Raw genomic sequence first — 24,649 nt, 5'->3', positions numbered from 1 at the left:
AAGTTTTCTCTAAAGTGAATACTTTCAAGAATATTTTGTTATGGAACTGGCTTAAAAGAGGTTTTTTGAGTATCAAGACCCAAATAAAAGGATCGGCACATGTCTGCCAGCTTTAAATCTCTTACTTGGAAGCAGACCAGCTTAGTGGTTTTTTCCGCACTTTTCTTTGCTATCGCGATTTTTATAGTAGAGATTGCGCTTGTAGGTGTATCAGCAAGAGATCAACTTAAAGCTTCTCAAAAAGAGCTTCTTGATTCAGTAGAACAACCCGCTGCAAATGCTGTTTGGGCCTTAGATGATAACTTAGCTAAGCAAACCCTTGAGGGAGTGCTTAAGGTTCAACATGTGGGCTCAGCCGTTATTGAGCTTGATGATGGCTCCATGTTTGTCTCAGTATCCTCACCTAATCTGCACCCAAGTATCTTTGAAAAACTCAGTCATCGCCTTTTTGGTGATCTTAAAGAGATCTCTCGTTCACTGCTCAGACCTTTCTATTTTGAGGGCACAGAGAAACAACAACTGATAGGCACGCTGACCATATTTTATGATACTCAAGGACTGACAGACTCTCTCTTTTCTCAACTAAAGTTCAGTCTTATTGCAACACTGGCGCGCGCACTCTTAATCACCTTAGTGCTCTCTGTGGTATTTCATCGATTTCTAACACGCCCCATCGCCCATATTAGTGAAGCCATCGATAAAATAGAACCAGACTCCCCAGATGAAAATCTGCTTCCCGTCGATAAATCGCACATTGATGATGAGCTAGGATTAGTGACATCAAAATTTAATCAAATCTTAATACAGTTCAGCCAAACCCAGAGCAAGTTACGTAAGATGGCAACTCGAGATCCGTTAACTGGTTTGCCTAATCGCACCCTATTACTCGAAACTATCGCCGTCACGATTCAACGAGCGCGAGTTCATAAGAATCAATTTAGTATGGTGTTTATCGATCTAGATAGATTTAAAAACGTCAACGACTCACTGGGTCATGCATTAGGTGATAAATTTCTGGCGAGGATCGCCCGCGTATTAGAGCGAGTCGTCGGTGATAAAGGGACCGTAGCCAGACTCGGTGGTGATGAATTTGTTATCTTAGCCGATGAGATCCAAACGCCAGATCAAGCTGCAGATTTTGTCGATAACCTGCTAATTCAATTAAATACCCCTATGCAGCTCAATGAGCATACGATCCATCCTGCAGCATCGGTGGGGATCTCTATCTACCCCGATGATGGCATGACGGCAGAAGATCTCATTCGTCATGCTGACATCGCCATGTACAGTGCAAAAGCGGCAGGTTCAAACCAGTGGGCCTTCTTTAAGCAGCAGATGACAGAGCGAGCAGCGGTGCGATTAAGAACCGAGGCATCACTCCATGACGCCCTTAAAAATGAGGAGTTCTTGCTCCATTACCAGCCTAAATTTGATATTAAAACTGGCAAAATCCTCGCTTGCGAAGCGTTAATAAGATGGAAAAAAGATGGGCGCCTCATCAGTCCACTTTCATTCATCCCTGTGGCTGAAGAGACTGGCATCATCATCCCTATCGGTCGATGGGTTATAGAGGAAGCCTGCAAGACCCTCAGAGAGTGGAAAATTAAGTATAACTTTGCGCTACCTATAGCAGTCAATGTGGCCTCACAGCAGTTTGCAGACGCCAGCTTGGTGCCAGATATCAAGCAGTTAGCCCTTAGATATCAGATAAGTCCAGAGTTATTAGAGATAGAGATAACTGAAACCTCATTGATGAACGACATCGAACTGGCTATCTCAAAACTTCAGCAACTAAAATCGGCAGGCTTCGGCATTGCAGTTGATGATTTTGGCACTGGCTATTCATCGCTCTCCTACCTTAGGCATCTGCCTATCACCACCATGAAGATCGACCGCTGCTTCGTCACCGATCTCCCACAAGAGAGTGCTATTGCATCCACCATCTTAATGTTGGGCAAACAGTTAAATCTAAAAGTTGTCGCCGAAGGGATAGAAACAGAGGAGCAACTTGACTGGCTTAGCAGTAATGAGTGCCAGATAGGACAGGGATTCTATTTCAGTAAACCCTTAGAACACGATGAGTTTGTCGACAAATATATCAGACCCAATACCGCAAGTATTAGCCATATTTAACAGATGGATACAGGGGAACTTTCAACAAGCCTTCCGAGAATATTTAGGCAAAAGTAAATTTATATCCCTCCATGGGCTCTTAATCAGAAATAGGACATAAAGTTCCAGACACAAACCCCCTCAATCGCTGTCCCTGCGATCAGGGATAAAAACATCCATGTACAAAAAAGGAGGCCTAAGCCTCCTTTATCTAAATCTAATCGTTATTAACGACGTAGACCTAGCTTCTTGATTAGTTCCTGGTAACGTACGTTTTCAGTACGCTTTAGGTATGCAAGAAGTTTACGACGGGTATTAACCATGCGTAGTAGACCACGACGTGAGTGGTGATCGTGCTTGTGCTCTTTAAAGTGACCTTGCAGATGGTTAATCTGTGCAGTTAAAAGAGCTACCTGAACTTCAGTAGAACCAGTGTCATTTTCACAACGACCGAATTCAGCCAGGATAGATGCAGTTTGTTCAGCATTTAGTGACATGTTGTCTCTCCAAATAATGCATTAATAAATCTTTAGCCAATCACTAACTCAGCTAAAGCGAGCGCGGATTTTACCTATTTTTGGCAATATATGCAATAGATAACTAATACCAACCAGATAATATCAATCGGTATAAAATTTACGCCTTTATTTCATCTTCACGAATAACGATTAGGCGTTTTGGTGCCAACATACCGTCATCATTCATCGCCCCAATTCCAACAAACTTATGCTCATCACCTATAGTGATCCGCACAATTTCATCAGCAACTAAACCTGAAGCATGAACGGGATTACCATTCATTAGATAAGGAGCCTGCGACTCAGCGAGGTTTATCTCTCTAAACTTACTGACTGCGGTATCCATAGGCAAGAGTAACGGGTCGAGCACAGATTTAGTTTCAACTCCATCAGCCTCAGCTTGACTGACCATCTCATTAAGCTGCTCAAGGCTGATCATACGCTCGTAAGGGTAACCAGCAACTTGAGTTCGCCTTAACATGATCACATGGGCACCACAGCCTAGCATCTCACCAAGATCATCTGTGATAGTGCGTATGTAGGTCCCTTTCGAGCAGTGGATATCTAAGGTTAACTCATCGCCTACAAGGCTGATAAAGTTAAGTTCAAAGACATTAATTGGTCTCGCCTTCCTTGCTACCTCAATGCCTTCACGCGCATACTTATACAGAGGTTGCCCCTCATGTTTAAGTGCCGAATACATAGAGGGAACTTGCATCGTCTCGCCACGAAAATGCTCCAAGGACTCCATTAGCAGCTCTTGAGTAAAGTTAATCGGGCGAGTCTGCACCACTTCACCATCTGAATCACTGGTATCGGTTCGCTCTCCAAGTTTTGCAATCACGGTATAACGCTTGTCTGCATCGAGCAGATGCTGTGAAAACTTGGTCGCCTCACCTAAACAGATTGGCAACATACCCGTTGCAAGTGGATCAAGCGCTCCGGTATGCCCAGCCTTATTGGCATTAAAAAGTCGCTTAACTCGCTGCAATGCAAAGTTAGAACTCATGCCAGTATCTTTATCTAGGAGTACAATCCCGTCGATAAAGCGGCCACGAGAGCGACGAGCCATTACTCTTCACCTTCCGAATCAGCGGTATCGGTTTTATCTTTACCGTTATGCTTCTGCTGCTTAGCTTCATCATCATGAATGATACGAGTCACCAAGTTAGACATACGCATACCTTCGACAAGCGATGCATCATACACAAATCTAAGTTCAGGCATCACGCGCAGCTTCATGCGACCAGCGACCAATGAACGAACATAACCAGACGCTGTTGTTAGCGCCTCTAATTTTTCCTCAACAAGCTTGCTATCCTCTTCGAAAAAGGTAACAAAGACTTTGGCGTAACTTAAATCACGTGATACTTCAACGTCATTTACCGTTACCATGCCAATACGAGGATCTTTAATGTCACGCTGTAGCACTTGAGCCAGCTCTTGCTGTAACTGCTGTGCGATACGACGTGTTCGACTAAATTCTCTTGCCATAATAATTTGCCACTCGGTTAATTATACCAATTAATATAAGAAGTTGATCTACTCAGAGTGTTTTTTGGCAAACTAATTCAAGGCGAATGGATGACATAATGGTTGTTCCCTTATGAATTCATTCAACGCAGAAGTAGGCAGCCAAAAACACTCCTTTCAGGCGAGTTTTAACGGTGCTGATGCGGTGTTAACGAGCTTGACCGTAGAATAACTATGCTCTTCACTCGTTGCCTTGCCTCAGCACCGTTAAACTCTCGCTGAGCGATCAAATCTTTATAATAATTGGTATTAGATAGCCATTTATGAGTGCTATCTAAACGAAAAAAGGGCGGCATCCGCCGCCCCCTTAGCTACAATCTCTTAGAGAGAGCGTGCTATTTCAACGGTTTCAAAGACTTCTATCTGATCGCCAACTCTGACGTCATTGTAATTCTTAACACCGATACCACATTCCATGCCGTTACGAACATCGTTAACGTCATCTTTAAAGCGACGAAGTGATTCTAACTCACCTTCGTAGATAACAACGTTGTCACGTAGAACACGGATTGGTGCGCTGCGCTTGATCGTACCTTCAGTTACCATACAGCCAGCAATTGCGCCGATCTTTGGAGACTTAAATACGTCGCGAACTTCAGCAAGACCAATGATCTCTTGCTTAAACTCAGGAGCAAGTAGACCACTCATCGCGTCTCTAACTTCATCAATCAATTGATAGATGATGCTGTAGTAACGCAGATCAACACTCTCACTTTCGATAACTTTACGCGCTTGTGCATCAGCACGAACGTTAAAACCAACCATGATAGCGTTTGATGCAGCAGCAAGGCTTGCGTCAGTTTCAGTCAATCCGCCTACACCACGTGCGATGATGTTAACTTTAACTTCACCAGTAGATAAGCCATTGAGTGAATCACAGATAGCTTCAAGTGAACCTTGAACGTCCGCTTTAAGAACGATGTTCAGCTCCTGAACTTCGCCTTCAGTCATGTTAGCAAACATGTTTTCAAGCTTAGACTTCTGCTGGCGAGCCAGTTTGATATCACGGAACTTACCTTGACGGTAAAGAGCAACTTCACGGGCTTTACGTTCATCACGTACAACGGTCGCTTCATCACCTGCTGAAGGTACACCTGAAAGACCTAAAATCTCAACAGGAATAGATGGACCCGCTTCAGTCACAGAGCGGCCATTTTCGTCGCGCATAGCACGGACTTTACCGTATTCAAGGCCACAAAGAACGATATCGCCTTGCTTAAGTGTACCTTCTTGAACCAATACAGTTGCTACAGGACCGCGGCCCTTATCCAACTTAGATTCAACAACAACACCTGCAGCCATACCTTCTCTGATCGCCTTAAGCTCAAGGACTTCAGCTTCAAGAAGGATACCTTCAAGTAGCTCGTCGATACCTTCACCGCTCTTAGCTGAAACGTGAACAAACATGTTGTTTCCGCCCCAATCTTCAGACATTACGCCGTGCTGTGAAAGTTCACTCTTAACACGCTCAGGATCAGCCTCTGGCTTATCCATCTTGTTCACTGCAACGATTAGCGGTACACCGCCCGCTTTGGCATGCTGAATCGCTTCAATCGTCTGTGGCATTACACCATCATCGGCAGCAACAACCAAGATAACGATATCGGTTGCCTTAGCACCACGAGCACGCATAGCGGTAAACGCAGCGTGACCAGGAGTATCAAGGAAAGTGATCATGCCGTTATCAGTTTCAACGTGGTATGCACCAATGTGCTGGGTAATACCACCCGCTTCGCCTGAAGCCACTTTAGCCATACGAATATGGTCAAGTAGCGAAGTCTTACCGTGGTCAACGTGACCCATGATAGTAACAACAGGAGCACGAGACTCAGCCTGGATGTTGCCATCACGGTCAGCAAGAACCTGATGCTCAAGTTCGTTCTCACGAATTAGCACAACCTTATGGCCCATCTCTTCAGCAACTAATTGAGCAGTTTCCTGATCAAGTACCTGGTTGATGGTAACCATAGAGCCCATCTTCATCATCTGTTTGATGATTTCAGTGGCCTTGATAGACATTTTTGATGCTAATTCAGCAACAGAAACAGTTTCACCAATGCTCACATCCGTTTTAACAACGGCAACTGGCTTAGTAAATGCGTGATCCATAGACTCAGGTGCAACACTACGGTTGTTACGAGCATTACGGCCACCGCGTGCATTACGGCCATCACGACGATTGTCTTTTCCGCCACGACGCTTGCCTTTGCCTGTATTAGCAGGCGCATTTGCAGGAGCCGCTGCAGGGGCTTTACGTGGACGACGGTCGCGCTTTTCAGCGTTAGCATCGGCAGTATCTTCCGCGGCACGCGCTTCTGATGAAGTCGTTACGTGGTGATCAACATTCTTTTCAAGCTCTTTACGTTGCTTCTCTTCCTCAGCCCAACGAGCTGAGTTCTCTTCTGCAAGTATACGAGCGGCTTCAGCAGCAGCTTTCGCTTCTTCATCTGCTTTAGCTTTAGCAACGTCATCTTTCGCAGCTTGAAGTCTATCGGCTTCGTCTTGAGCCGCTTTCTCTTCCGCTGTAGGTGCTGTCTTAGCTTTTGCTGCAGCGTTGGCTTTAGCCTTCTCTTTCGCTTCTGCGTCAGCTTTGGCCTTAGCCTCTGCTTTGGCTTTAGCTTCTGCATCAGCCTGAGCTTTAGCAGCAGCTTCTGCAGCCGCTTTAGCTTCTGCTTCAAGTTTTGCTGCAGCCTCAGCTTCCGCTTCAGCAGCAGGATCACGCTTCACGAAAGTGCGCTTTTTGCGCACTTCAACTTTAACATCTTTAGAATCACTACCTGTACCAACGCTTAGTGTTGATACTGATTTGCGCTGTAGTGTCATCTTAGTTGGTGCTGAATCGCCACCATGTTGCTTCTTTAAAAATTCAAGCAACTGCTGCTTCTCAGCCTCAGAGACTGAGTCAGTTTTACTTTTCTTAATACCGGCATCAGAAAACTGCTCAACCAAACGATCTGCACTTTTTCCAACTTCTGTGGCCAGTTTTTCTACTGTAGTTTCTGCCATCTGTAAAATCCCCTCTGTTGATCGACTTATGCTTCTTCGCCAAACCAACAGATATTTCGGGCTGCCATGATGAGCTCACCAGCCTTTTCTTCTGTCAATTCTTCAATGTCGATCAAGTCATCAATGCCTTGTTCGGCTAAATCTTCTAGTGTAATAACGCCTTTACTCGCTAATACAAACGCTAGGTGTCTCTCTAGACCTTCGAGTGCAAGTAGGTCTTCACTTGGCTCAGCACCATCTAATGCTTCTTCAGAAGCAAGTGCACGAGTAGAGATTGCAGCTTTAGCTCGCTCTCTCAACGCTTCAACGATCTCTTCGTCGAAACCATCAATTTCCATCAATTCAGACTCAGGAACGTAAGCCACCTCTTCTAATGAGGTGAAACCTTCATCTGCAAGTACTTGAGCAAAATCTTCATCAACTTCTAATGCCGAAACAAATAAGTTAACGATCTTCGCGCTCTCTGCCTGATGCTTAGCTTGCATATCAGCCACAGTCATCACGTTAAGCTCCCAACCAGAAAGTTGAGTTGCTAGACGTACGTTTTGACCATTACGACCAATCGCTTGAGCCAAACTATCCGCTTCAACAGCGATATCCATCGAGTGGTTATCTTCATCGACGATGATAGAAGCGACATCCGCAGGTGACATGGCATTGATAACAAATTGTGCTGGGTTATCATCCCAAAGCACGATATCAACACGCTCGCCATTTAACTCATTTGATACAGCTTGTACACGTGCACCACGCATACCGACACAAGCACCGATAGGATCGATACGCTTATCATTTGATTTAACGGCAATCTTTGCACGAGAACCTGGGTCACGGGCTGCGCCCATGATCTCAATCATCTCATCTTGAATTTCCGGTACTTCAACACGGAAAAGCTCGATAAGCATATCTGGCTTAGTACGAGTTAAGAAAAGCTGAGCACCACGAGCCTCTGGACGAACTGCATATAGCAAAGCGCGTACACGATCTCCTGGACGGAAGCTTTCACGTGAAATCAAATCTTCTTTGAATAACACGGCATCAGCATTGTTACCAAGATCAACCACAACACTTTCGCGATTGCTCTTTTTAACAACACCAGTGATTAACTCACCTTCTTTATCTCTAAATTGATCAACAACTTGAGCGCGTTCAGCTTCACGAACCTTCTGTACGATCACCTGTTTAGCCGTTTGCGTCGTAATACGGTCAAATACAACTGACTCGATATCATCTTCGATATAGTCGCCAAGTTGAATTTCAGGATCTTCAAACTGAGCCGCTTCCAGTGTTATTTCACTAAAAGGGTTCTCTAAAGGCTCACCCGTGTCTTCAACAACCATCCAGCGACGGAAGGTTTCATATCCACCGGTTTTACGGTCGATCTGAACACGAACTTCAATATCGCCTTCATATTTTTTCTTGGTGGCTGTAGCTAATGCTATTTCCAACGCTTCGAAAATTTTCTCGCGAGGAACACCTTTCTCATTTGAAACCGCCTCAGCGACTAGCAAAATCTCTTTATTCATCCTCTTGCCTCGTTGATTCTTGAATCCATCAAAACTTAGCGATTAGGTTGCCTTTACGGATATTATCCAAAGCAATAATCAGTTCGTTACCATCAACAGTAAGTGTGAGCATCTGCCCTTCAACTCCTGTAACGGTCCCCTTTAAATTACGACTACCAGCAACAGGCATAGTCAGTTGAATTTTTACAGTCTCATCGATGTAAGCAGTATACTGCTCGGCATTAAAAAGTGGCCTATCTACACCGGGAGAGGAAACTTCTAATGTGTATTCGGTTGAGATGGGATCTTCAACATCTAGCACAGCACTGACCTGGCGGCTAACTTCGGCGCAATCTTCGATGAAGACGCCTTTCTCATTATCGATATAAACTCTGACGACAGAGTGTTTACCCGCCTGGATATACTCTAATCCCCAAAGTGTGTGGCCTAGTGCCTCAACTGGAGATTTAAGCATCTCTTCCAGTCTATTTTCTATAGTTGCCAAGGTGACCCCCCGAAAAACAAAAAAGGGCTAAATAGCCCCAGTACAACACCGATTAATCGGCATTTTATAAGTTCCAGATAACAAAAAACCCCGTAATAACGAGGTCGTTGAGTTTAGAACCTGTAAACAATTATAGATAAACTACAATTGAGAAGCTGGTTGCGGGGGCCGGATTTGAACCGACGACCTTCGGGTTATGAGCCCGACGAGCTACCAAACTGCTCCACCCCGCGTCAACTGCTGCAAGTATATTGAGTAATCAAGCTACTTGCAATAATAAAGCACATTACATCGACTTTATTATTTTGGTTTAAAGAAACAACTCATAAATGAACAGTTTCAACAAACCGAAATTGGTGCGGATGGGGGGACTTGAACCCCCACGAGCTTTCGCTCACCAGCCCCTCAAGCTGGCGTGTCTACCAATTCCACCACATCCGCTTAAAACCATATTTTGACTGCTTTTACATATGCTACGTTAAGAGGTTAGTAGCATTTACAGTCAGTATTAATCATTTTCGATTGATACCTTCATAAGCAAGCTTATGAATTAGTCAGGGATCTTATCTTCTGACTTTTGAGTCTCTACTGCATCGGTAACTTGCTCAGTTACTTGTGCCGCATCAGAACTTAAATCTTTCCATGCATCTTCGCTCTTGGCGTGATTTGCGCTTAAGTTACCAATAATCAAACTTAATGCAAAAAAACCGACTGCTAAGATTGCAGTTGAACGAGTCAAAAAGTTACCAGCACCTGATGAACCGAACAGAGTGGCTGAAGCACCGGCACCAAATGAGGCCCCCATGTCAGCTCCTTTACCTTGCTGGATTAAAATCAGGCCTACTAGACCAATTGCAACCAACAAGTAAACAACCATTAATACTTCGTACATATTATGCGCTCATCGCTATGGAACATAAACTTAGAAACTCGGTAGAGTTTAAGCTCACTCCGCCAATCAATCCACCATCGACATCAGGTTGAGCAAATAAATCTGCTGCATTACTCGGTGTTACGCTGCCACCGTACAAAATCCTGATATTCTCTCCAATAAATGGAGACACTTCAGAGAGGCGTTTGCGTATAAACGCATGAACTTCTTGAGCCTGCTCTGGCGTAGCACTTTTACCAGTTCCTACAGCCCATAAAGGCTCGTAGGCGATAATTGCGTTATCAAAAGCCATGGTGCCATTTTTCTCAATGACGACATCTAACTCTTCTGCGATCACCTCAAAGGTGCGTCTCGCTTCTCTAGCTGGACCTGACTCACCAACACATAATATTGGAGTCAAACCATGTTTTTGTGCTGCAGCAAACTTCTCTGCAACGATATCACTCGTCTCTCCGTACATACGGCGACGTTCGGAGTGTCCGATAATAACATATCGACATCCTGAATCTTTTAACATCTGCCCTGACACTTCACCAGTATAAGCACCAAAATCATGTTGACTAAGATTTTGTGCGCCCATTCTGACAAGACAACCATTTAAGGCTTCCTTGTTAGCGTCTAACTGCTGACGTACGCTCTCTAGATAAATCGTTGGCGGACACAAGACCACTTCCGCAGAATCATTTTGAAGTTTGGTAGCGAACTTTTTAAATAGCTCTTGTGCAAGCTGTGCACTGCCATTCATTTTCCAGTTACCAGCGACCATTGGACGTCTGAGTGCCATCTGTGTCTCCTCTGAAAGCGGTGAGGATAATAGCGAACCGATTAGAAACTTACAATACCTAAAGTGGTAATATTTGGGATTAAATGACGGAACGCTGCTTTTTCATCCGCATATAACTATTTATTAATCAAATCCTATTTAAAAAAAATTAGCCAACTCACGTTAGCTAATTCTTTATCATTAAATAGTACAATAATTAAACTAAGTTTCTCACTGCATCGGCAATATAGTTAGCATACTTAATGACATCGGCTTCGACATCACCTTCAACCATCACACGGATCAAAGGTTCTGTACCCGATTTTCTTAATAATACTCGACCACGCTCACCCAGTTGTGACTCAACCTCTTTTTGTGCATTAAGCACCTCATCAGAAGCTAAAGGATCATGGTCTCCCTCGAAACGAACGTTAACAAGTACTTGCGGTAGCATCTTAATATTAGCCGTCAACTGCTCAAGTGTTGCATTTTGACGACACATAGCAGCAAGCACCAAAATGCCAGCCACAATACCATCCCCCGTAGTGCCATGGTCTAAGTTGAGGATATGGCCTGAGTTTTCACCACCAATGCGCCAGCCCTTCTCTTTCAACATGGTCATCACATAACGATCGCCCACGTTGGAGCGAGCAAACGGGATATCAAGCTCTTGCAGCGCAAGGTCCAAACCTAAATTAGACATCAATGTGCCAACCACACCGCCACAAAGTACGCCGCGAAGCTTGGCATCACAAGCCAGTATATAAAGGATCTCATCACCATCGATGACCCTACCTTCACGGTTAACCATCATGATTCGGTCACCATCACCGTCGAGTGCAATTCCTAAATCAGCCTTTTCAGCGACAACGGTTTCACAAATCTTAGCCATAGAGGTCGCGCCGACCTCATGGTTGATGTTCAGCCCATCTGGTTTATCACCGATAGCGATAACATCCGCCCCTAGCTCACGAAAGACATTAGGTGCGATATGATAAGTGGCGCCATGGGCACAATCGACAACAATTTTCAGTCCACGTAGCGTATGCTCTGCAGGGAAGTTACCTTTACAATACTCAATGTAACGGCCAGGAGCATCGTCAATACGAGACACCTTGCCTAATAGGTGTGACTCAACACAGGTAAGCGGCTTTTCAAGCTCACGTTCGATCTCAAGCTCGACTTCATCGTCAAGTTTACTGCCATCGGTGGAGAAAAATTTAATCCCATTATCATAATAAGGGTTGTGTGATGCACTGATCACAACGCCAGCTTCAGCCCTAAAGGTTCTGGTCAAATACGCCACGGCAGGTGTTGGCATAGGTCCCATCAACATAACGTTGAGGCCTGCGGCCGATAATCCAGCTTCCATTGCCGACTCAAAGAGATAACCTGAAATACGGGTATCTTTACCAATGATCACTTTTTGAGTGCCTGTGCGCGATAATACTCTTCCAGCCGCCCAGCCTAACTTTAACGCCAGCTCAGGTGTCATCTTGCCCGCGCCAACTTTACCGCGGATACCGTCTGTTCCAAAAAACTTTCTCATACTCATAACCCCAAATCCATCTCTGTCTTAGCGAAGGGATAGAAAAATAAAAAACGCTACCAGTCTACTGTTCAAACCCTAACCTAAGCTGAACAGAGACAAATGTTATCACTGTGTTTATAAAAAGATCTGTGTGATAACCCTAAATAATTAACTAAAGATTTTTATAATGACTCGTTGCTAAAAGCACCTTAAGTACATCGACGGTCTCAGGCACGTCATGAACTCTAAAGATATCTCCTCCTCTTTGCGCTGCCAGTAACACGCCAGCTAAACTTCCCGCTAAACGCTCAGATGTATCTCGATTTAACAGATTTCCCATCATGCTTTTACGCGACACACCAATAAGTAGTGGCAGTGCTAACTCTTGAAACTCCGCTAAACGATTGAGTAGTTCATAGTTATGGGACAGAGTTTTACCGAAACCAAAACCTGGGTCTAAAATAATATTTTCACGCTTAATTCCAGCATCAATGCATGCCTGAATACGGCTTTCAAAAAAGCGCTTAATGTCTTCAACCACATCATGATACTCAGGAGAGGCCTGCATTGTCCTAGGTTGTCCCTGCATATGCATAAGGCAAACTGGCACCTGTAGTTTAGCAGCAACCTCTAGTGCGCCCTCCTCCTGAAGAGCTCGCACATCGTTAATAAGGTTAGCTCCGGCGTTAACCGCCGCTTCCATCACAGCAGCTTTACTGGTATCGACCGATATCCAAACATCATGATGCTTAGCGACATATTCAATTAGAGGAATGACCCTAAGAAGCTCCTCATCTAAGCTCACTTCTTCCGCGCCAGGCCTTGTGGACTCTCCACCGATATCGATAAAGCTTGCTCCCTGAGCAATCATTTGATCAGTATGTTCGCATGCGCGCTGGAAACTGGAAAACTGCCCACCATCTGAAAATGAATCAGGCGTAACATTGAGGATCCCCATCACTACTGGGCTAGCAAGATCTAGGGATTTATCACCACTTCGAATTTTATACACTAAGACTCCTGAGTTTACCTTTTGAAAACAAGAAAACCCCATAGCGGGGTTTTCTTTTCGTCAGCAAAAGCTAATTACTTAGCTGTTGATTCATCTGCTTCATTAACATCAGGTGCATTAGCTTGTTCAGGTTCAGCTTTCACTTCCTCTTGAACAGGAGTGTTATCTGATTGAGCAGGCTTGCCACCTTTGTCATTGCTTGAACCATTATCATCCATGTTCCAATCAACAGGGTCACGAACTTCTCTGCGCTCCATCAGATCATCGATCTGATTAGCATCGATAGTCTCATACTTCATCAACGCATCTTTCATGGCATGAAGAATATCCATGTTGTCATTCAAGAATGTCTGAGCACGTTGATAGTTATTATCAATAAGCGTTTTAACCTCAAGATCGATAATACTCGCTGTCTCATCTGACATATGTTGTGATTTGCCCATGCTACGCCCTAGGAAGACTTCGTTTTCATCTTCGGCGTAAAGAACTGGACCTAACTTTTCAGAGAAGCCCCATTGGGTCACCATGTTACGCGCAATCGACGTTGCATATTTAATGTCTTGAGAAGCACCAGTAGATACTCGCTCGCTGCCATAAATAATCTCTTCGGCAAGTCTTCCACCATAAGCCACTGAGATTTGGCTCTCTAGCTTACGGCGACTTTGACTAATAGCATCCGCTTCAGGCAGGAAGAAAGTCACACCTAATGCACGGCCGCGCGGAATAATCGTTACCTTATGCACAGGGTCGTGCTCAGGCACTAAGCAACCTACAATAGCATGGCCCGCTTCATGGTAAGCGGTCATCTCTTTCTCTTCCTCAGACATAACCATAGTGCGGCGCTCAGCCCCCATCATGATCTTGTCTTTAGCACTTTCGAACTCTTCCATACCAACAATACGTCGGTTGCCACGAGCTGCAAACAGTGCTGCTTCGTTGACTAAGTTTGCCAAGTCAGCACCAGAGAATCCAGGAGTACCACGTGCAATCACGCTCGCTTTAACATCATCAGCTAAAGGCACTTTACGCATATGCACCTTTAAGATCTGTTCACGACCACGAACATCAGGCAGACCAACCACCACTTGACGGTCAAAACGACCTGGACGAAGCAGTGCAGCATCCAGTACGTCTGGACGGTTGGTTGCGGCGATGACGATCACACCTTCATTACCTTCGAAACCATCCATCTCAACCAACATCTGGTTCAATGTCTGTTCACGTTCATCGTGTCCACCACCAACACCTGCGCCACGTTGGCGACCTACGGCATCGATCTCATCGATAAAGATGATACAAGGTGCAGATTTCTTAGCTTGCTCGAACATGTCACGCACACGAGATGCACCGACACCAACAAACATCTCAACAAAATCAGAACCTGAAATGGTAAAGAAAGGCACCTTAGCTTCACCAGCAATCGCTTTTGCTAGCAAAGTCTTACCTGTACCAGGAGGACCAACAAGCAGAACACCAGTAGGAATACGACCACCTAGTTTTTGGAATTTAGTTGGCTCTTTAAGGTAATCAACCAGCTCCTTAACGTCCTCTTTAGCTTCGTCACAACCAGCAACATCACCAAAGGTCGTCTTGATCTGATCTTCGCTCATCAATTTGGCTTTACTTTTACCAAATGACATTGCGCCTTTACCGCCGCCACCTTGCATCTGACGCATGAAGAATATCCACACACCGATAAGCAATAGCATAGGGAACCAAGAGATAAAGATCTGAGTTAAAAATCCTGACTCTTCAGCTTCCTGACCCTTCATCACGATCCCTTTTCGATCAAGATCATTAATCAGATCTTTATCAAACAGAGGCATAATCGTCGTGAATTTCTCCCCGGTGCGCTTAGTACCTTCAATCGTACGCTGATCGCTTTTTATTTCGACGGTATTAATCTGTCCACTACGAACATCATCTAAAAAAGCGGAATAATCCATCTTCGACGCGCTGGAAGAAGAGGGGGAATAACCCTGAAATACAGACATCAACACCACGGCGATGACAACCCAGAGAATTAAATTTTTTGCCATATCACTCAAAATTACTAGACCTCATGCAGTCTTGCGATTATTGACCATAGAATACACAACGCGTACTCAATCAGCCTTGCGGTTACTGAAAATAATAGTAGAACTTGCTATACCCTATCAGTCTTCAGATTACTGAGCTTAGAATACCACAATTTATACTTTTTCAGCCTTGCGGTGACTGACTTTATAGTACAACTTGTTATACCTAATCAGTCTTGCGATTAATGACGTTAGAGTACTATAACTTGTACCCTGTCGCCACAAGATAGACTTCACGCGAACGTGGTCGCGAAGAGTCTGGCTTACGTGTTTTGACGGTTTTAAACGCCTCTCTTACTGATTTCATGTACTCTTCAAAGCCCTCCCCCTGAAAGACCTTAACAGCAAAGCAACCATTTGGTGCCAACACTTGATGACACATATCCAATGCTAACTCAACTAGATACATAGCGCGAGGTTGATCTACACCACCTGTACCACTCATATTAGGCGCCATATCAGATAAAACAACATCGACTTTGGCATCACCTACACGAGTTAACAATGCATCGAGAACTTTCTCCTCCCTAAAATCTCCTTGAAGAAAATCAACACCAACGATGGGATCCATTGGCAAAATATCACAAGCGATAACTTTACCATTGTCACCCGCTAATTTAACTGCAACCTGAGACCAACCACCTGGTGCGGCACCTAAATCAACAACAGTCATTCCAGGACGGATCAGTTTATCTTTCTCCTGGATCTCCTCTATTTTAAACGCTGCGCGTGAACGAAATCCCCGTTTTTGAGCCAATTTGACATAGTGATCATCAAAATGTTCCTGCATCCAACGAGAGGAACTTGCTGTTCGTTTTTTTCCTGACATTTAAAATCCGCAACAAATGAGAGTTACATAATGGGTATATAAGGGTAGAATAGCGGCTTTTCAACAGTAACTCAGCATAAAGTTGGTAGAAATGAACTTAACAACCAAACAAAAACAGCACTTAAAGGGCTTAGCACATAATCTGAAGCCTGTAGTGATGCTTGGTTCCAATGGCCTGACTGAAGGTGTACTGGCGGAAATTGATAATGCACTCGCTTATCATGAACTGATCAAAGTGAAAGTAGCCTCTGGCGACAGAGAGTTAAAAAATGCAGTCGTTGATGCCATTGTGCGTGAAACTCAAGCTGTAAAAGTACAGCTTATCGGTCACGTCCTAGTACTATTCCGTCAATCTGAAGAGATGAAGATTGCCATTCCAAAAGCAAAATAAGCTTTTGTGATTAAAAGTGACTACCTCCACATTGAGGCAATCTCTTACCGTAAGTAAATCGGAGCCACTGACTATTCAGTGGCTCCATTTTTTTATGGGGTGTCGCTAACAGGCACTAACTTATAATGCTCTGAGTTCACCCCAAATAACTCAGGTAAACAGGTCCCCACAGATATTGATGACCAGGTCCCGGTTAAGATACCGATAAACATTGCAATGGAAAAACTCTCCAGCGCACCACCTCCCATTATCCAAAGTGCACTTACTGTCATCAATGTCGTACCACTGGTCACCATAGTACGTGAGAATGTGGCTTTAACCGCACTGGTACAGACATCTGCAATTGGCATCTTCGGCTTTAACGTTAATAGCTCCCGTATCCTATCTGCAATGATAATCGAGTCATTAAGGGAGTAACCCAATATCGCCAACACAGCCGCAAGTACTGTTAAATTAAACTCCATCTGCGTCAGAGAGAAGAAAGCCAGTACAAAGATAACATCATGAAAAAGCGCAAACAGGGCGCCACTGGCAAGTCGCCACTCAAACCGGAAGCTCAGGTACCCTAAAATACACAGCATGGCGACCAAGAGCGCTAACCCGCCCTGCTCCGCTAGCTCTTGTCCAATCTGAGGGCCAACTATGCTGCTATTTAACACTTGAACCTCACTTTTTAAAGGTGAGAGCACTTGAGTAATATCTAAAGCGTTAGCACTGACATCACCTGAAGTTGGAGTTTGACTATATCTCAATACCCATCGCCCAGGCTCTCCTGCTGAGATAACACTCACCTCTTGCTGCGACGACTTAGCCAGTAATACCTCTATCTGTTTAGCAGATATCTCCCTATCGACACGGATCTCCGTTACGACACCGCCAGTAAAATCTAAGCCCCAATTAAACCCTTTCACGGAGATAATTGTCACAGATAGAATCATCAAGGTTAAAGAGATAAAGCTAGTGAAGTAGCGCCACTTAGTTAATCGGGTCATATTACTAAAATCCCACGTCTTGCCATTCATCATATTAATTTTCATATTACACCCTCACATCACGGCTAAAGTCGCGCCCATACTTCCAGTTAATCAGTGCCCTTGAAGCAAAAATTCCCGTAAACATACTGGTCAATAGCCCTAAACCTAAAGTAAGAGCAAACCCTTGAATTGGCCCATTACCGATGGAGTAGAGCACCACAGCTGTGATCATAGTGGTGAAATTTGCATCGAAAATAGTTGCAACAGCACTGTCAAAACCTCTATCAATTGCATGTGCAAAGCCTCTCCCCTCCTGCAATTTATCTTTTATCCGTTCAAAAATAAGCACATTAGTATCAACGGCCATGCCTACTGTTAATACCAGTCCAGCGATACCCGGCAATGTCAGTACTGCGCCAGGAATAAGGGCAAGCAGACCAAACAAAATAACCATATTGGCAAGCAGCGCAACATTCGCAACCCAACCTAAACGTCGATACCAAAGCCCCATGAAAAGTAACGTCATCGCCATCCCCAAAGCTAAAGCGGAGAAGCCATTTTCAATATTCTCAGCCCCTAAACTCGGGCCTATGGTTCTCTCCTCAACAATGGTGACGGGGGCTGTCATAGAACCCGCTCTAAGCAATAAAGCTAACTGCTGCGCCTGAGCATAATCTCCCGCGCCTGTGATACTGAAACGATCGCCTAACTGAGATTGAATCGTTGCCACACTGATGATCTCTGTGGTTTGCCTCACCTTCCCCTGTTCATCACGGCTGTATTCACTATATGAGGTCGCCATAGGCTTACCAATATTGTCACGAGAGAAATCAGACATAATTTTCCCACCAGAGCGGTCAAGATTAATGACCACCTCTGGCATTCCCATTTCACCTAAGCTGGCTCTGGCATCGACAATATGCTCCCCACCTAAAACAGGTTTACGAGCAACATAAACAGGATTTCCTGAGCGCTCTCTTAAAACTTGAGCGTTAACAGAGCCCTCCTGCTTAACTTGATAAAATGCCAAACTTGCTGTTGCTCCGATGACATTTTTCGCCGCAGCAGGATCTTGAACACCCGGTAACTCAATTCTGATCCTGTGCTCACCTTGTCGCTGTACTAAAGCCTCAGTGATCCCAAGCTGCTCAATACGGCTACGCATAATCTGCAGATTTTGTTTGACCGTCAGATCCCGAATCTTAATCTTTTCATCGGCTTTGATATCCGCTTTTAGACCCGAATTGTCTGAGTTTGAAACTTGCCATGTTGGATAGTTGTTTGCGATAAACTGTCGAACTTTTCCTTTATAGTCTGGATTAGCTAAATTGATAGCCACATTGGAATCGGCATTTTGATGAACTGTTACTCCAGGGATCCCCTGTTGACGGGCAAACTGCCTTACACTGTCAATAAAGGCGTCATAATGAAGCTGATACACAGGTTCAAGTTCAACATCCAATAGGAATTGCACTCCCCCCCGAAGATCTAATCCAAGCTTAATTGGCTTAACCCCTAAAGAGAGTAACCAATCAGGTGCTGCTGGTGCCAAGGCGAGCGTTAATCCTGATGCATCCTCAATATAACTGCTTAATAAAGCTTTTGCTTTGCTTTGCTGGTTATCGTCGGCTAGGACAATTAGGGTTTTATCACTATTGTGATCGATGCGCTTAACCTCAATATCATCACTTTTAAGCACACTGTTAAGCTGTAGAGGTGTTAGATTTAACTTTGCTTTTGCGCCAATCTCAATGGCCGCATCTTCACCATACAATGTAGGTAATGCACTCAGTAGCATGACGATAAAAGTCACAACTAACACCACATACTTCCATGCAGCGTAATGGTTTAACACTTTACTATTAGTCTGTTTTCTCATAGTTAACTCTTATAAATAATACAGGCTTCCAGCCCAAGCGCAGGTATGCGAAACCATACCTTTAACGCAAATTAGGCTAAAAAATGTCAGTAGATAGACGCCATGAAATATGGCTAGAGAAACTTAACTAAGTGAGCTTGTCTGTGAGAAACGATAGAGGAGATTTGTCTCTTTCCAACCAGAAAGCCTAGATGGCTTTTTACCCATATGTAGAGACCAATCTAAAGATTGAGCAAAATCGACTCGGTAGCCTATGGTAAGAGAGAGCGCTAAAGGTGGAGCAAACTCAAATGCAAGACGGTAATCAGGCTCATTTTGAAGAGGATCATGCTGAGCAAAGCTGATAAGACGCTGTGAAATCAAGGGAACGAATTTTGAGTCCTCTTGATCATCTTTTACCGCTTTATTTGAAGCTGATTGCTTTTGAGGTAAGAGAGGAGTTTCAAGTAGAGAAGTGAAACTGAGATCTTGCGTTGATACTGGTGAGATACTTAGTTCATGGACAAGTTGAGTACCTTCTACTTTCTGGAAGTCATGGGCAAACGCTGGAGAATTTAAAAAAACTCCCAGAAAAAGCCAAATAAAAACCAAACGTAAAAAAGTGTGCACTCATAAACCTAAGTAATCTAGATAATAGAGATAGTAGAGCTTAGCCTAGATAGATACAAATTAATTTTTATATATCTATACCTTTCTCTTCTCCTTACTGATATAAAAAAGCCGCTATAGAAGCGGCTTTAGTTAACTAACTGCTACGATATAGAGTTAAATATACTCTACAGCAATGATCTCATACTCTGTCATACCGCCAGGGGTGTTAATAGTCACCTCATCGTCGACATTTTTACCTATCAGACCACGTGCAATAGGAGAGCTGACAGAAAGTAGGTTCTCCTTAATATTCGCTTCATCGTCACCGACAATTCTATAGGTTGTTTCAACATCGGTATCGATATTTAAAATAGTCACAGTGGTACCAAAGATAATACGCCCCGTGTTCTGCATCTTAGTCACATCGATGATCTGAGCATTTGATAGCTTACCTTCGATATCACGAACGCGAGCTTCACATAGCCCCTGCTCTTCACGTGCGGCATGGTACTCTGCATTTTCTTTCAGATCGCCAAGCTCTCTCGCCTCACCAATTGCTTCTGCAATTTTAGGGCGCTTCTCAAACTTTAAATAATCTAACTCTTTACGTAGTTGATCTGCACCAACAATAGTCATTGGGACCTTATTCATAATACTCTTTCGTCTCCTTTTAAAACAAAAGCAGCCTATGCTGACCAATTTAGGGCCAACACAGTAATAATCATTTATCTTGGAATAACCCCATTCTATACATAGAGCGCCCATGACGCCAGTGGTGAAAAAGCCAAGCAAGCTAACCTTTCGCACAATTTCGAATTAATTTTCCCCAAGCTACCATAAAAAAACCATCAAGGTCTTAATTCCAAAACTAAAACAGAACTCAGTTGTCTGCAAACTCTGGGATTTACACTAGACTTCTAATGAACAGTAAATGTTCTAGTTAGCTGAATTCTGGTCTTTAATTGAAATTTCGCTAACCAGAGCACAAAAAATATAGGAAATGAGAATGAAGATGAAAAAATATCTCTGCATCGCCTTAGGGCTTTCGGCAGCCTTTAACTACTCCTCCCTTGCTCATGCAACTGAAGGATTATCGGCTAATATCGGTGTTACCAATAACTACGTTTGGAGAGGGGTCACTCAAACAGATGATAAACCAGCTGTTTCCGGAGGGATTGATTACGCATCAGAGATGGGCGTCTATGTTGGAACTTGGGCATCTAATGTCGATTTTGGTGATGATGCCTCAACCGAGTTAGATCTCTACTTAGGTTTTGCTAATGATGTAGGTGAATTCAGCTATGATTTTGGCTATGTCTATTATGGTTATCCCGATGGCGATGAACTCGACTTCGGTGAAGTATATGGCTCCCTTGCTTGGAACTTCCTCTCAGTTGGTGTTTCAACAACCGCCCATTCAGACTGGTCATCAAACTTTGGCGATGATATCTATGTTGAAGCTAACCTGACCTTCGAAATATTAGGTGACATTGAGTTAGAGCTACATGCGGGTAGTTATAACTTCGATGATGGTCTCGACTATCAAGATTATAATATCAGTCTTAGCAAGAGTGGGTTTAGCTTTATGCTGAGCCAAGTTAGCGAAGATGAGATTGATGATGATTACAAGGTCATCGTGAGTTATACCCACGAAATCGATCTTTAAACACAAGCAAAGCTCAAAAATAAAGAGGCCACTAAGGCCTCTTTATCATCAAGCTTTCAAACAACTATAATTTAAACTCTCTCATCCGCTCCTCTAAACTAACTACGAGTGAACTTAAATTGTGCACATCATCTTTACTCAACTCTGCTTTACTTGAGATATTTTGCGATGTTCCTGCTATCTCAGTGATATTCTGATTTATCTCGCCCACCACTGAACTTTGCTCCTCTGAGGCTGTGGCGATCTGCATATTCATGTCACTCAATTGAGATATCAAGGCCAATACCTCTGAGAGAATTTTACGGTTTTCTTCACAAGCCCCGATACTCGAGTTCGCCATCTGGCTCGATGACGTCACCATTTTGACCGTAGTTTCAGTTTCATGCTGTAGGGAGTTTATCTTCTCTCTAATATCCTCTGTCGATTGTTGGGTTCGTGACGCTAATGTTCTAACCTCATCCGCAACCACTGCGAATCCTCTTCCCTGCTCACCAGCTCGGGCAGCCTCAATTGCAGCATTAAGTGCTAGCAAGTTTGTTTGCTCGGCAATGGCTTGAATAACATCAAGTACAGAGCCAATCGATTCACTCTCTTTAGCCAATTTATCAATTGAAGCTGAAGCTGAGTTCATCTGTATATTGAGCTCAGACATATCGCTCTCTAGCCGCTCAGCCACATGACTTGTCTCTTGACACTTATTCTCAGTATCCCTTACCGAGTCTGAAGCGTTGGCCGCATTTTTTGCCACCTCTTGAATTGTGGCAAGTAGCTGATTTGTTGCTACCGCAACACTGTCGGCATTATTTGACTGCATCTGTGTTTGATCAGTCGTTTCACCAATATTGACCAGCATCTTTCCAGTTGAGTCTAGCAATGTTGCAGCCAACTCTTCAACGCTATTTAAGACCTCTTGCAGCCCCTGCATCAGTTGGTTAAATGAGGTCGCTAACGAGAACAACTCATCATTGCCTTGGTAATTAATTCGCGTTGTCAGATCTTTCTCATCGGCGACTTTATTCACCTGAGAGATAAAACTGTTGATTGGATTTGATATGCCACGACCAACTAAAAAACCAGCCACTAAGGTCAAAGGCACTAAGATAAGAATGATAACCGAGATAACTTGCCATATAGTCACCAGCATCTCATCTTTATCTTTCATCGCCTCAGCCACATCAATTTCACTTAATATTGCCCACTCAACCCCATTAATCTCTAATGGAGCAAAGGCTGATAACACATCCACATTGCGATAGTCTTTAATAGCCTTAATGGCTGTTTGACCCGATAACGCTGCTGTGGCTCCCTCACTCTCCACTTTTTGATAACCGATTGCGGAGCCACTAGCACTGATTTTATCAACGATCTTAGAAGCGGTTCCAGCAGCGAGTAAGGCTTTAAAGTACCCCTCTTTATCATCAAGTAAAAAGCGGCTCTGACTTCTAAGAAGATGATCGCTTCCTACCAGATAGGTCTCTCCAGAACTTCCTAACCCCATCTTGGCCCACTCACCTTTAAAGGTCATCAAGCTATTAATCTCATCAATAGGCATCTGAAACACTAAGATCCCCAGTTTTTTACCTTCGCTTGAAAAGATTGGAGAGGAGATAAAAGCCGCTGCGGCCTCATAGGAGGGAAAGTAAGGTTTAAAATCGACTAAAAAAGTCTCATTTTTCTCTGCAGTTGCGTTCGCTAATCTAAACGCTTCGGCTAAGCCAGTCTCTTTATAGGGACCAGTTAAAAGGGAGGTTGCAAAGTCCAACTCTTTAAAAACAGAGTAAACAACATAGCCAGTTTCCGGCTCGATAAGAAAGATGTCATAAAAACCAAATGCTTCTAAATACTGATTCAGATGGGGGTGATATTTCTTATGTAACTCGCTGTACTTAGATCCATCTTCAGCTTTCATTAGCTGATTTTTACTGCCCAAGGGGTTTGAGTTACCACTAATATAGGCGTGCTGTATTAATTTACTATTGTCACTTAGCTGCTCCAGTTTGCTGGTTGAGCTGATGGTACTGGATGGATTTTGCGACAAATACTCTTCATCAAACATCTGAGTGTAATATCCATTTAACTCTCCCGCCTCTTTAAGTGATGTTTCATCCTTATATCTAAAGAATGATTGGGGGATCTCCTCCATCATATCCATCACCATGCGATCATTTGAGAGCGTAGTGACCTCCTTTACTATGGTTGAGAAGTAGCGTTCAATCCGGTTTTTTTGCATCTCTCTAATAGCAACGAGCTGTTCAAAGGCTCTTTTTTCCAAAGCCTCTGAAGCAACTGATGAGGATCTCCATCCCACCAATGATCCTGCGGTAAATATGCCAATCCCTGACAATAAAACAGTAGCTAGAATAATTTTGCTCGAGATTTTCATACTAAACCACCAACTAAATTACATTGATTATCTTTAGTCTAGTAGATATAGAAAAACTCGCTCTTTATACCAATCAGCATAAAGATTTAATCGCTCAGCGAGAGTTTAGCGGTCCTGAGACAAGGCAACGAGTGAAAAGCATAGTGAAACTAGGGTTAAGCTCTCTCTTTGTTTATAAAAAGTCACTGCATCAGCACCGCTAAAACTCGCCTGTAAGGAGTGTTTTTGGCTGCCTACTTCTGCGTTAAATGAACTCACAAAGGAATAATCCATCATCCATTCGCCTTGAATTAGTTTGCCAAAAAACAAACAACTTCTTATACTGGTTGGTATTAGTGGAAAGTTTGACGAATAAAAGTAAAGAATCCACCTTCTGAAGAAGGTGGCTTTGCATTAGCCCCCTAAAAGGGGGCGTTGTCTACTTCAAATCTAATTGCGGCTGCTCCTGTTTTTCAACCTTTTCTTGATGCCTTACATATCT

General features: G+C 43.7%; 21 protein-coding genes, 2 tRNA genes and 1 pseudogene. 3 read left to right on the top strand and 21 right to left on the bottom strand.

Features of this window, described 5'->3' with window-relative positions:
- The first annotated feature begins 99 nt into the window (after nucleotides 1-99).
- A complete protein-coding gene (locus K0625_RS19250; protein ID WP_220111161.1) occupies nucleotides 100-2,133 on the top strand; it encodes a putative bifunctional diguanylate cyclase/phosphodiesterase in 2,034 nt (677 codons plus the stop codon).
- Nucleotides 2,134-2,339: 206 nt separating this feature from the next.
- On the opposite strand, the gene rpsO is transcribed toward K0625_RS19250, so the two are convergent.
- The 14 genes from rpsO to rlmE form a co-directional block, all read right to left on the bottom strand.
- Nucleotides 2,340-2,609, bottom strand: coding sequence for a 30S ribosomal protein S15 (rpsO, locus tag K0625_RS19245; protein ID WP_012326155.1), 270 nt, complete (start codon nucleotides 2,607-2,609; stop codon nucleotides 2,340-2,342).
- A gap of 139 nt (nucleotides 2,610-2,748) precedes the next feature.
- A complete protein-coding gene (truB, locus tag K0625_RS19240; protein ID WP_220111160.1) occupies nucleotides 2,749-3,702 on the bottom strand; it encodes a tRNA pseudouridine(55) synthase TruB in 954 nt (317 codons plus the stop codon).
- Nucleotides 3,702-4,124 (bottom strand): 30S ribosome-binding factor RbfA, encoded by a 423-nt coding sequence (gene rbfA / locus K0625_RS19235; protein ID WP_012326157.1) that lies wholly within the window; start codon nucleotides 4,122-4,124, stop codon nucleotides 3,702-3,704. Before rbfA ends, truB begins: the two co-directional genes overlap by 1 nt.
- Nucleotides 4,125-4,484: 360 nt before the next feature.
- Nucleotides 4,485-7,169: a translation initiation factor IF-2 gene (gene infB, locus K0625_RS19230; RefSeq protein ID WP_220111159.1), complete on the bottom strand. Its 2,685-nt coding sequence runs from the start codon at nucleotides 7,167-7,169 to the stop codon at nucleotides 4,485-4,487.
- Nucleotides 7,170-7,195: 26 nt separating this feature from the next.
- Complete coding sequence (gene nusA / locus K0625_RS19225; protein ID WP_012326159.1) at nucleotides 7,196-8,695, bottom strand: transcription termination factor NusA; 1,500 nt, start codon at nucleotides 8,693-8,695, stop codon at nucleotides 7,196-7,198.
- A 28-nt stretch (nucleotides 8,696-8,723) separates the two neighbouring features.
- Entirely contained in the window at nucleotides 8,724-9,179 is a 456-nt protein-coding gene (rimP, locus tag K0625_RS19220) for a ribosome maturation factor RimP (protein WP_012326160.1), read from the bottom strand.
- Nucleotides 9,180-9,335: 156 nt separating this feature from the next.
- A tRNA-Met gene (locus tag K0625_RS19215) sits at nucleotides 9,336-9,412 on the bottom strand.
- Between the two features lie 121 nt (nucleotides 9,413-9,533).
- Nucleotides 9,534-9,620, bottom strand: a tRNA-Leu gene (locus K0625_RS19210).
- Nucleotides 9,621-9,729: 109 nt separating this feature from the next.
- Nucleotides 9,730-10,071 carry a preprotein translocase subunit SecG gene (secG, locus tag K0625_RS19205; RefSeq protein ID WP_220111158.1) on the bottom strand — a complete coding sequence of 114 codons (342 nt, stop codon included), beginning with the start codon at nucleotides 10,069-10,071 and terminating at the stop codon, nucleotides 9,730-9,732.
- Nucleotide 10,072: 1 nt separating this feature from the next.
- The gene (gene tpiA, locus K0625_RS19200; protein ID WP_012326162.1) at nucleotides 10,073-10,855 is read right to left on the bottom strand and encodes a triose-phosphate isomerase; all 783 of its coding nucleotides are present in this window, start codon (nucleotides 10,853-10,855) and stop codon (nucleotides 10,073-10,075) included.
- A gap of 196 nt (nucleotides 10,856-11,051) precedes the next feature.
- The gene (gene glmM, locus K0625_RS19195; RefSeq protein WP_220111157.1) at nucleotides 11,052-12,389 is read right to left on the bottom strand and encodes a phosphoglucosamine mutase; all 1,338 of its coding nucleotides are present in this window, start codon (nucleotides 12,387-12,389) and stop codon (nucleotides 11,052-11,054) included.
- A gap of 148 nt (nucleotides 12,390-12,537) precedes the next feature.
- A complete protein-coding gene (gene folP, locus K0625_RS19190) occupies nucleotides 12,538-13,419 on the bottom strand; it encodes a dihydropteroate synthase (protein WP_232847181.1) in 882 nt (293 codons plus the stop codon).
- 32 nt (nucleotides 13,420-13,451) lie between these two features.
- Complete coding sequence (gene ftsH, locus K0625_RS19185; protein ID WP_220111155.1) at nucleotides 13,452-15,425, bottom strand: ATP-dependent zinc metalloprotease FtsH; 1,974 nt, start codon at nucleotides 15,423-15,425, stop codon at nucleotides 13,452-13,454.
- Nucleotides 15,426-15,654: 229 nt separating this feature from the next.
- A complete protein-coding gene (gene rlmE / locus K0625_RS19180; RefSeq protein ID WP_012326166.1) occupies nucleotides 15,655-16,284 on the bottom strand; it encodes a 23S rRNA (uridine(2552)-2'-O)-methyltransferase RlmE in 630 nt (209 codons plus the stop codon).
- A gap of 91 nt (nucleotides 16,285-16,375) precedes the next feature.
- On the opposite strand from rlmE, the gene yhbY reads away from it, so the two are divergent.
- Complete coding sequence (yhbY, locus tag K0625_RS19175; RefSeq protein ID WP_012326167.1) at nucleotides 16,376-16,675, top strand: ribosome assembly RNA-binding protein YhbY; 300 nt, start codon at nucleotides 16,376-16,378, stop codon at nucleotides 16,673-16,675.
- A 92-nt stretch (nucleotides 16,676-16,767) separates the two neighbouring features.
- Here yhbY and secF read toward each other — a convergent pair whose 3' ends face one another.
- The 4 genes from secF to greA all read right to left on the bottom strand — a co-directional run bounded on the left by secF (nucleotide 16,768) and on the right by greA (nucleotide 20,770).
- On the bottom strand, nucleotides 16,768-17,712 hold the full coding sequence (gene secF, locus K0625_RS19170; protein ID WP_232847179.1) for a protein translocase subunit SecF: 945 nt from the start codon (nucleotides 17,710-17,712) through the stop codon (nucleotides 16,768-16,770).
- A 1-nt stretch (nucleotide 17,713) separates the two neighbouring features.
- Nucleotides 17,714-19,528 carry a protein translocase subunit SecD gene (gene secD / locus K0625_RS19165; RefSeq protein ID WP_220111154.1) on the bottom strand — a complete coding sequence of 605 codons (1,815 nt, stop codon included), beginning with the start codon at nucleotides 19,526-19,528 and terminating at the stop codon, nucleotides 17,714-17,716.
- A gap of 123 nt (nucleotides 19,529-19,651) precedes the next feature.
- A complete protein-coding gene (locus K0625_RS19160; protein ID WP_220111153.1) occupies nucleotides 19,652-20,137 on the bottom strand; it encodes a hypothetical protein in 486 nt (161 codons plus the stop codon).
- A 156-nt stretch (nucleotides 20,138-20,293) separates the two neighbouring features.
- Nucleotides 20,294-20,770: a transcription elongation factor GreA gene (greA, locus tag K0625_RS19155; protein WP_220111152.1), complete on the bottom strand. Its 477-nt coding sequence runs from the start codon at nucleotides 20,768-20,770 to the stop codon at nucleotides 20,294-20,296.
- Nucleotides 20,771-21,125: 355 nt separating this feature from the next.
- On the opposite strand from greA, the gene K0625_RS19150 reads away from it, so the two are divergent.
- Nucleotides 21,126-21,785, top strand: coding sequence for a TorF family putative porin (locus K0625_RS19150; RefSeq protein ID WP_220111151.1), 660 nt, complete (start codon nucleotides 21,126-21,128; stop codon nucleotides 21,783-21,785).
- 64 nt (nucleotides 21,786-21,849) lie between these two features.
- Here the strand turns inward: K0625_RS19150 and K0625_RS19145 are convergent, their stop codons facing one another.
- The 3 genes and pseudogenes from K0625_RS19145 to K0625_RS19135 form a co-directional block, all read right to left on the bottom strand.
- On the bottom strand, nucleotides 21,850-24,168 hold the full coding sequence (locus K0625_RS19145; protein WP_220111150.1) for a methyl-accepting chemotaxis protein: 2,319 nt from the start codon (nucleotides 24,166-24,168) through the stop codon (nucleotides 21,850-21,852).
- A gap of 105 nt (nucleotides 24,169-24,273) precedes the next feature.
- The gene (locus tag K0625_RS19140; RefSeq protein WP_220111149.1) at nucleotides 24,274-24,444 is read right to left on the bottom strand and encodes a hypothetical protein; all 171 of its coding nucleotides are present in this window, start codon (nucleotides 24,442-24,444) and stop codon (nucleotides 24,274-24,276) included.
- A 142-nt stretch (nucleotides 24,445-24,586) separates the two neighbouring features.
- Nucleotides 24,587-24,649 (bottom strand): annotated as a pseudogene (locus tag K0625_RS19135) (IS200/IS605 family transposase); the annotation flags it as partial.

It is taken from the genome of Shewanella nanhaiensis (genome assembly GCF_019457885.1).
Classification (GTDB): Bacteria; Pseudomonadota; Gammaproteobacteria; order Enterobacterales; family Shewanellaceae; genus Shewanella; species Shewanella nanhaiensis.
This window is presented reverse-complemented; position numbering and strand designations above follow the sequence as displayed.